The following is a 7,434-nucleotide window of genomic DNA, read 5'->3' as shown; positions in this document are numbered from 1 at the left end:
CGTGGCTAAACCGGGTCTGCCGACCACGCCAATATCGCCAAACCATCCGCCTTGCCTTTGGGCTCCGACAACAACGAATACCGCTCTGCCGCCGCAACGGTTCGCGCTATAGTTGCGCATCCGGGGCAATGGCGACCCTGACCGCGCAATGGCAGCGCGTCGGCCCCACCATATTTGTGAGGACCGACCAATGACCGCGACCCTTTCCCCTGACGACAATCCCCCGACCTTGCCCGCCGCCGGGACGCTCTATGGCCTGCCCGAACTGGCCGAGGCGGTCGCCAACGCAATCCGGCTTGAAGAAAAACACCGCGCCCTGATTGAACGGCTTGAATCCGCAATTTTGAGACAGTCGCAGGAGGCCGCTGACAGCGCGCGCCGTGCCGGTTTCGGTAAGATCGACGCGCAGAACGCCGGAACCAAGATGGACGTGAAGGTTCGGAATGATGTGCGCAAGATTTCTGAGGATGACCGCTGGACGATCCTCCGCCAGCTTGACGCGCTGGCCTCGGGCCTTTCGGCCTCTGACTCTCTTTGGGCCTCGCCAGTCGTCGCACTTGCCCGGATGGGCCTTGGAACCGATAAACGCACGAACCATATGGCGCAGCTATCCGGCGCTGGCCCGGCAGAGTTGAAGACGGCGGCGATGCTGGCCGCTGCTACGCTGGATCGCGTTCTGGGTGCCAGTGTCGCAAGCCTGCTGGATCGGATGCCCGCGAAGCAGCGGATCGCATCGCCGCAGGAACTAGCGGATCGCCTGATTGGTGATGATGTGCGGCAGGCGCGCGCGGCCATCGCGGCAATTAAGCAGGCGCACCAGCGCGCCCTGAATGCTGATCGTGAGTTCGCATCTGGCCGCCGGAACGCAACGGCTCGGATTGCTTCGGCACTGGCGGAGCGTGACAGCGCAATGAACGCGGGCGCGGCGGTGGAGGCGGAATGATGAATATTGTCTGGTCGCAGCGCATCGCTGACGCTTACCCGACCCTGTTTCCGCGCCGCCTTCGACAGGCCCATATGGCGCTTGTTACCTGGGCCGAGGAAAGCAACCCGGATGGATGGCCCACACCTTCGGATGTTGACCGCTTTGCCAAGCTCTATCGTGTGTCGCGCGGCCCGCTTGGCGGTCTGGTCGGAATGTTGTCGCGCCAGCCCCTTATGGACCGCCGTGCGGTCTGGGTCGATGCCGTCCGCGACCCCGACAAGGCGACGCCGCACCTAATCCGCCAGCACGACCGCGCCGTGATCCGGGCCTTCGGATGGTTCTGCGCCACGACCGATCTGGGATGGCTGAAATTGCGCAGGCCCGTCCTGCATTGACCCTCTGACCGTTCGGCAAGAGGGTGGCGTGGAAGCGCAGCATGTGATGCCAGAAAACAAGCCTGCGCGGGGATAACCGTCGCAGGCCTTTTCGGGGTGAGTGAAGTGAGCTGAATAATCTTTTCTTGATACCGTCTTCCTGAGCGCGCAAACTACCCCCTGTATGGGTGGCGGCAGTGGGCACAACATAAGGGGGCAGAGATGAGGTTTTCCGAGATTTTCGGGATCGGGCTAGAGCAGCCGCAACTTGATTTCGTAGACATTGAACCTGACCGCGATACTCCGCTCTTTATAGACCCATTTGCTATCTCGCTGAAGGGAGACGCATGGTCTGAGATTTGCCATAGTCACATTTCGCATTTCTTCCAGACCGCTCTGGACCACATTCGAGCAGGACGCGACCAGCAGGCGCGCCTGATGTTGAATGGCCTAAGCGAGCCGAATGAAACGTGCCTTGGCCTTTCGCAAGGCGCTCCGGCTGGAAGGGGCGTTGGGGGGAGACAAGCATTTGATCTTTATGAAAGCCTCGCAGCGTCACAGGCCGCGCGAACCGGATTGTTGGAAGAACTCGCGGAGTGCGATCTTTTCGTGCCCGGAATTGGAAGTGATAAGATTTCAGACATAACGACAAACATCATCCGACGACCTTTGATCGAATACACCCAAGCGCAGTGCGCGCTGCATAGCATTCCGTTGAGAGGTGAATATCCCTCCGGACGTTACTGGGATATGGACGCTGGGGCTTGGAGACAAGAATATGTCCGGCTGCCTGTCGTAGCCCAAAAGCGATTAATCTTGGTTCCGAAATATACTGTGCGCCGAAAAATGGCACTCGACTCCCAAGAGTTTTACTCGCAGCATATTCTAAATTTTATCCAGCAAGAAGAATTTGAACGTAGGTCGCCTTTAGTTCGAGTTTTGGCGAGTGGTGAGCGGCGTCCACCAACCAAAAAAAAGTTGAAGGAACATTTCCCGTTTTCCAAAGATTTTGTTGCCCGATTTTCCGAGGCGCACCCAGAGGTTTTGGAAAACTATAAGCGCTTTTATTCCGGGATCGAAGGTGCGCAAGGGCCGCTTCGGCACGAGGAGTTTGACAGTGATTTCGATGAGGGTATGTTTGCCAGAGCTTTGTCTGCTTCTCTACCGAACATTCCTCCCGGAAATGCTGATGCTGATCGTTACCATACCTTTATTATGGGAGCGCTAGAGTTTATTTTTTGGCCGAACCTGATCTACCCAAAGAAAGAATATGAGGTAAATGAGGGTCGTAAGCGGATCGACGTGGTTTACACCAATGCTGCGCAAGATGGGTTCTTTTGGCGAGCACACACAGCACACGACATCGCCTCCCGTCTGATTATGGTCGAGTGTAAGAATTATAGTAAAGACCCTGTCAATCCTGAGTTTGACCAACTATCTGGTCGTTTCGGAGCGAACAGAGGGCAGCTAGGATTGCTGCTGTATAGAAATGTCGACAACTATGATCGCCTTTGTGCCCGTTGCCGCGACACTGCACAAGATGGGCGAGGCTTTATGATCGCGTTGGGAGACCAGCAGGTTATCGAGTTTCTTGATCTGATTGCCGATGGCCAAAGGACTGCCATCGACGCCCGCTTGCAGGCGATCTTTAATCGGCTGATAGGGTAGACTGGTCGTGCCGGGGATAGACTTAGCGAGTTGCTCGGAGTATCTCCTGCTGGAACATTTGCGGAACAAGGGGTGCGACGTGACAGAGGCAGTTAGGTTTGCGAAGCGATATGGTGACGTGGCCGATGCCAAATCGGATGGTGTGACCTATACCCCTCGTGCGCTTGCTGATTTCGTCGCTGGTCGCGTAGTGTCCGCTGCCGTGCCAGTGTGTGGGCGCGCCGCCCGCATCCTCGATCCCGCCGTTGGACATGGCGAGTTGCTTCTCGCCCTCTTAGACCGGCTTGAAGGACCTGTTGAGGTCTACGGATTTGAAACTGACCCATTGGCACTGGCAGAGGCGCGCGCGCGTCTATCGAAGGAATATCCCGAGGCGGTCTTAAGTCTCCGCCTTGGCAGTTTCCTTGACCACGTTCTTGACGACTTCGCGGGGGGCCTATTCGGCGTTGCGAGCCCCTATGACCTGATTATTGCAAATCCGCCCTATGTTCGGACCCAGATAATTGGGGCTGACCGTGCCCAACAACTCGCCCAACAGTTCGGGTTGACCGGGCGCGTTGATCTTTACCACGCATTCCTCCTCGGGATGGCAAAGGTTCTGGCACCAGACGGGGCGGCGGGTTTTATCGTATCGAACCGATTTATGACGACAAAGGGCGGCGCATCCGCTCGCGCCGGGATGGTGACAAACCTTCGCCTGCGAGAAGTGTATGACTTGGGCGACACCAAGTTATTTGACGCGGCGGTTCTACCTGCCGTGTTAATTGCGCGTGGACCCGAGGCCGAACCTTCTGTGTCTTCCTTCTTGTCGATCTACCAGACTAAGGCAGACCCGTCGCACACTGCTGCTGACCCTATTGCCGCGCTTGGGCACAACGGGGCGGTGGCTCTTCCAGACGGAAGGACCTTTCTCGTGCAGCACGGGACGCTAGACACCGGCGGCGATCCTGCCGGGGTGTGGCGGCTCGCTTCGGCTGGCGTTGAAAGCTGGCTCGCGACCGTTGCGAAGCACACTTGGGGCACCTTTCGAGAAATTGGCAAAACAAGGGTCGGCATAAAGACCTGTGCTGACAAGGTTTTCGTGCCAAAAAGTTGGGACCGCGAACTTGAATTGCACCGTCCCCTGACGACCCACCACACGGCGCAGCGTTTCCGGCCCGAACCACCCAACCGCAAGGTCCTTTATCCGCACCACCTCGTTGATGGACGAAAACAGACGGTCGATTTGGCGGAATACCCAGCAAGCCGGGCCTATCTTGAAGAACATCGCGAGACGCTTGAAGGCCGTAGGTATGTGATCGAGGCAGGGCGGCAATGGTATGAAATCTGGGTGCCACAGAATCCGGCTGATTGGCCCGCGCCCAAGCTCGTTTTCCGTGACATATCGGAACAGCCCACTTTCTGGATGGACCTAGAGGGCACTGTTGTGAACGGGGATTGCTACTGGCTGACAGGTGACGAAGACCTCCTCTGGCTCGCCCTTGGCGTCGCAAATTCGACCTTTATTGAGCGGTTCTATGATCTCCGCTTTAACAACAAACTTTACGCGGGAAGGCGGAGGTTTATTACGCAATACGTCGAGCAGTTTCCCGTTCCTGATCCGACCAGCAGCACCGCGCGCGCAATTGTTGCCGCTTGCCGCGTTCTCTACGCCCGACTGGCCGATGGCCCCGATCCCACGTTGGAACGCCAAATTGACGAAATGGTTTGGACCGCTTTTGGACTACCTGTCGAAGAAATCTGAGGGCAATGGAATTTGGAGCTTTTTGTTTAGAATCTTCCCGCCAAATTGCGGAAAGCGATTAAAAAAACTCTCGCCTGTTGTCAGATAAATGTGCGTGAGTGTCACCTCCGCCCCATCTGTTTTCGCGTAGAACAGTGCATACCGAACATCGCAGTGGCGGACCTGTGTTCCGGCGATTTGCGGCACGTCGAGCGGCTCCTCGCTGGCTGGTCGAACCAAACCCAGGTCGATAGTTGGCGAGGTCTGTAACTTGACCTCTAATAATTGATTCCGAACGTCTGGGAAGCGCCCATCGTCGCGGTAATCCGCATAGCCTAGAAGTTCGCAGACGATGCGGTGAAGGGCCGCGCCGCGATTGCGCTCCTGATCCCAACCAGCATCGGCAAAAGACCGACCGACCGCTCTGCGAAGCCGGTCGAAGACCTCGCCAATCGGTAACAATAGACCGTGGGCTGGATGGTCTATTGGGCTGACGTGTTCGGCAAGGTTTGCCCCGGCCCGGGTGTGCGGCAGAAGCGCGTCGGTGTCGGCTGGCGAGATAAGTTCTTCGGTTGCGTCGCCCGGCACCAACCGCGCCTGATACTTCTGGGTAAGGGTTCCGGTGGTGTCTAGCTGCGCAAGTTCCTCGCCGTTGACCACCTTGACGCGCGAAATCTGATCCGACTCATCGACGCGCAAGAGCACATAGCGGCGCGTTGGTGATAGCTCCTCGTTCCATACTTGGAGGTTGTTTGCCTTCTGCGCATAGGTGTCGAACATCTGACCGACAAAGCGAGGCTGCGTCTTTTTGAAACTCGGGGGGACGGGATAACCTAGCGCGCGGCAGACGTGTTCCTTGACCACTTTCGAGCGGGTTCGTAGTGCGAGGCCTGCTAAGCTGACCCCGCGCAACCGGGCGTCGAGTAGCGACTCAAGTTCGGGAGTGGGAACCCACAATGCTGGGTCGCCAATCTCGATTGGATCGTAGATTGACAACCCACTTGCCGCTATCGCTTGGCTGTAATCCCTGCCCATTCGCCGCCCCCAATCACCTGCTTTTCGCGATGAATAGCAGCGGGGCGGTATTTGTGCCAGTTTCTAATGGGTTGCCAGATCGGCGCGCGGGCTACCGTGGCACCGCGACATGCGATGGAAAGCAGCGCCGAGCCTTACGCGCGCCTTACTCTTCCGCCTTACGCGAGAATTTTTGAAAATAAAAAAGCCCTCTAAGGCGTTGACCTTAAAGGGCTTATCTTGGCTCCGGCGGTAGGGATCGAACCTACGACCAATTGATTAACAGTCAACTGCTCTACCGCTGAGCTACGCCGGAACACATGGGGTGTATAGCCGGGGTTTGGTGGGGCGTCCAGAACCTTTCCTATCTTTTTCGTGGAAAGTGGCGGCTAGGCGTTGGCAGTGTGCAATCACGTTCAGCGGCAGGATGCACCGGGGCCGGAACGGCAAAAATCCTGAGGTTCTTCAAGTGGATCCAATGAAACATCAGCCGCAACCAAGCCGGCAACCGACGGCGCGTTTCCTGTGCTCGCATGCGCCAAACATAACACAATTCGATCGCTTCTTGCTCAACACCTCGCGCCATCACCGCTATAAGCTAAGATTTCCTGGTGCTGGCGCGCCGCTCCGGATTGGTTGCCTGCCGTGGTTCAAGTTCGCTGGCCGCGTTTAGCGGCCGCTCTGGTTCAGAGTACAGTGATCGTCGCTTTTTCGTCGGCTTTGAACGCTCCGCGGCGCGACGTTCATCATTCCCTGCAATCGGATGCAGATGCAAAATCGAACAAAAGACAGGTTGCAAGCGGTCCGACCAAGGCCTTTTGACGTTCGCCTTATCCTGATGACTATTGTGCCAACAGCTATGTGGGCGGTGAGGCTTTCACCGGCTTTGCCGTAACGTGTTGCGATGTCTCTGAACCCTTTCAGTTTTTCCAGGAGGTATTCAATCGGTTGGCTGGAAGATGAATGCGCAGCAATCGCTGACAAGCGGCTGCCGCCTCCGATAGATGTCGCTCTCGAATTCAGCGGGGAAACGCCGGTCAGATTTGGCCGGAATGGCGGCTTCGATCCTGGCATTTGTCAGCGCCTGACGCAGCCAATTCGCGTCAAATGCGCGCTCTGCAAGGAGTTTTCCGCATGCCAGCCCCGCACTCAAATCCGCCGTGCCGCGCAGCTCGTGCGCCTGCCCCGTTGCCGGACGAGGCATTTGACGCGCCAGGCAATGGGAAGCGACTGCGCAGCAATCTGTCGAGAGGAGGGTGTGGCGTGTTCAACACCGGCACCCTCGGCGAACGCAGTGAACACACGATGGAACGCAACTGCTTTCACCCACCTGCGGCACCGATTGCGCGCTAGTCATTCTTCGGTCATCCCACCGACGGTCTGCGATCGAGCGCGGATTGCCGTTTCAATTGCAAAAAGGTCTGATCCCAACACCGCATCGCATCGCGGCATGGTGGAAAACCGCTTCGTTCCGCCCGTGGACGGTTTATCCTGACGCCGCCATCGCATCCAACTGCGCGCGTAAACCTTCCAAATTATAGCCAAAACGCGCCGGGATGCCGATCAGATCATCTGTCGGCAGCTTTCCGGCATGGGCCAGCGCCCAAACGACCGAGGAACGGTTGCCAGAGGCGCAATACGCGAGCACCGGCCCGTTTGTTGCGGCAAGCGCATGTGCCTGCGCAGTCACATTCTCCATCGTCATCCCGCCACCGATCACCGGATTGGCG

At 57.4% G+C, this 7,434-nt stretch carries 6 protein-coding genes and 1 tRNA gene; 4 read left to right on the top strand and 3 right to left on the bottom strand.

From position 1 onward, the window contains the following. Nucleotides 1-190: 190 nt before the first annotated feature. The 4 genes from L0H65_RS10800 to L0H65_RS10785 all read left to right on the top strand — a co-directional run bounded on the left by L0H65_RS10800 (nucleotide 191) and on the right by L0H65_RS10785 (nucleotide 4,711). A complete protein-coding gene (locus tag L0H65_RS10800; RefSeq protein ID WP_301458938.1) occupies nucleotides 191-943 on the top strand; it encodes a hypothetical protein in 753 nt (250 codons plus the stop codon). Continuing rightward, on the top strand, nucleotides 940-1,320 hold the full coding sequence (locus L0H65_RS10795) for a hypothetical protein (RefSeq protein WP_301458936.1): 381 nt from the start codon (nucleotides 940-942) through the stop codon (nucleotides 1,318-1,320). Before L0H65_RS10800 ends, L0H65_RS10795 begins: the two co-directional genes overlap by 4 nt. 201 nt (nucleotides 1,321-1,521) lie before the next feature. Further along, a complete protein-coding gene (locus tag L0H65_RS10790; protein ID WP_301458934.1) occupies nucleotides 1,522-2,967 on the top strand; it encodes a hypothetical protein in 1,446 nt (481 codons plus the stop codon). A gap of 118 nt (nucleotides 2,968-3,085) precedes the next feature. Further along, complete coding sequence (locus L0H65_RS10785; protein ID WP_301458933.1) at nucleotides 3,086-4,711, top strand: N-6 DNA methylase; 1,626 nt, start codon at nucleotides 3,086-3,088, stop codon at nucleotides 4,709-4,711. Here L0H65_RS10785 and L0H65_RS10780 read toward each other — a convergent pair. From L0H65_RS10780 to L0H65_RS10770, 3 genes are all read right to left on the bottom strand, one after another. After that, complete coding sequence (locus tag L0H65_RS10780) at nucleotides 4,691-5,725, bottom strand: hypothetical protein (RefSeq protein WP_301458931.1); 1,035 nt, start codon at nucleotides 5,723-5,725, stop codon at nucleotides 4,691-4,693. The two genes, L0H65_RS10785 and L0H65_RS10780, sit on opposite strands and share 21 nt — an antisense overlap. 220 nt (nucleotides 5,726-5,945) lie before the next feature. Beyond that, a tRNA-Asn gene (locus L0H65_RS10775) sits at nucleotides 5,946-6,020 on the bottom strand. 1,170 nt (nucleotides 6,021-7,190) lie between these two features. Next, nucleotides 7,191-7,434, bottom strand: a 244-nt coding sequence (locus L0H65_RS10770; RefSeq protein WP_301458929.1) for a sulfur transferase domain-containing protein, incomplete at its 5' end; no start/stop codon positions are given.

The sequence above is a fragment of the Pseudorhodobacter sp. genome (assembly GCF_030452865.1).
Classification (GTDB): domain Bacteria; phylum Pseudomonadota; class Alphaproteobacteria; order Rhodobacterales; family Rhodobacteraceae; genus Pseudorhodobacter.
This window is presented reverse-complemented; position numbering and strand designations above follow the sequence as displayed.